Source organism: Corallococcus sp. 4LFB (assembly GCF_046520365.1).
Lineage (GTDB): Bacteria > Myxococcota > Myxococcia > Myxococcales > Myxococcaceae > Corallococcus > Corallococcus caeni.
Genome location: NZ_JBKGHJ010001036.1, coordinates 1 through 1,171, shown reverse-complemented (window position 1 = coordinate 1,171; position 1,171 = coordinate 1). Strand labels below are relative to the sequence as shown.

Here is a 1,171-nt window from a genome sequence, read left to right as displayed (position 1 = left end):
CGTCACCGGCGACGGGCAAGGCGCTGGGCGTGCGCGACGTGCACGCGCTGGGCGCGGAGCTGGCGGCGGGAAACGCGCGCGTGGAGCGCATCACCCGGCTGAGCGAGACGCCGCTCGCGGCGGTGGAGCTGCACGTCATGCTGCCGCCGGACGCGGACCCCGCGGCGCTCAAGCGCGCGCTCCTGGCGCTGTCCATGGCGAGCCCCACGTTCGACGTGGCCCTCCAGCGCGAGAGTCTCTACCGGCGGGGCAAGCGGATGGTGGTGATGGACATGGACTCCACGCTCATCCGCATCGAGGTCATCGACGAGCTGGCGCGGGCGTACGGCGTCCACGCGAAGGTGGCCGCCATCACCGAGCGCGCGATGCACGGGGAGATGGACTACGACGAGTCCCTGCGCCAGCGCGTGGCGCTGCTCGCCGGGCTGGACGCGCGCGTGCTGCACGACCTGGCCGCGAACCTGCCGCTCACCGAGGGGGCGGAGACGCTCATCCGCGTGCTCCGGCGCCTGGGCTACCGCACCGCGGTCATCAGCGGCGGCTTCTCCGTGGCGGCGGAGGCGCTCCAGCAGCGGCTGGGCATCGACTTCGCGTACTCCAACGCGCTGGAGGTGCAGGACGGGAAGCTCACCGGACGCACCGTGGGCACCATCGTCAACGCGCGCCGCAAGGCGGAGCTGCTGGAGACGCTGGCGAAGCAGGAGGGCATCCTCCTGGAGCAGGTCATCGCCGTGGGCGACGGGGCCAACGACCTGCTGATGCTGGAGAAGGCGGGCCTGGGCATCGCCTTCCGCGCCAAGCCGAAGCTGCGCGAGGCCGCCGACACGTCCATCTCCGCCGGCGGGCTGGACACCATCCTCACGCTGCTGGGGCTCACCGCGCGCGAGCTGCGCGAGGTGGGCTGAGCAAGGCAGCGCGGCTCAGAGGCGCATGCGCGCGGCCAGCTCGCGCTGCTGCACCGCGCCCTTCTCGAAGACGAGCTCCAGGAGGGCGCGCAGGATTTTGGAGCTCTTCTCCTGGTTCTGCTGCACCGTCTGCAGGCGGGCCAGGTCCTCGTCCGTCCACTCGGAGGTGGGCGAGCCGCCCGCGAGGATTTCATCCAGGATGTCCGAGGCGCTGGAGTTCGCGCTCGCGGCGGCGGGCGCGGGAGCCGCGCGCGGCGCGGGGGCGG

The 1,171-nt window shown here is 72.9% G+C and carries 1 protein-coding gene and 1 pseudogene; one reads left to right on the top strand and one right to left on the bottom strand.

Annotated features, from left to right (window positions below; translation table 11 throughout):
• On the top strand, positions 1 to 905 hold a 905-nt coding region (gene serB / locus ACLEQD_RS43860), incomplete at its 5' end, for a phosphoserine phosphatase SerB (protein WP_410391862.1).
• 15 nt (positions 906 to 920) lie between these two features.
• Here the strand turns inward: serB and ACLEQD_RS43855 are convergent.
• Positions 921 to 1,171, bottom strand: a pseudogene (locus tag ACLEQD_RS43855) (hypothetical protein); the annotation flags it as partial.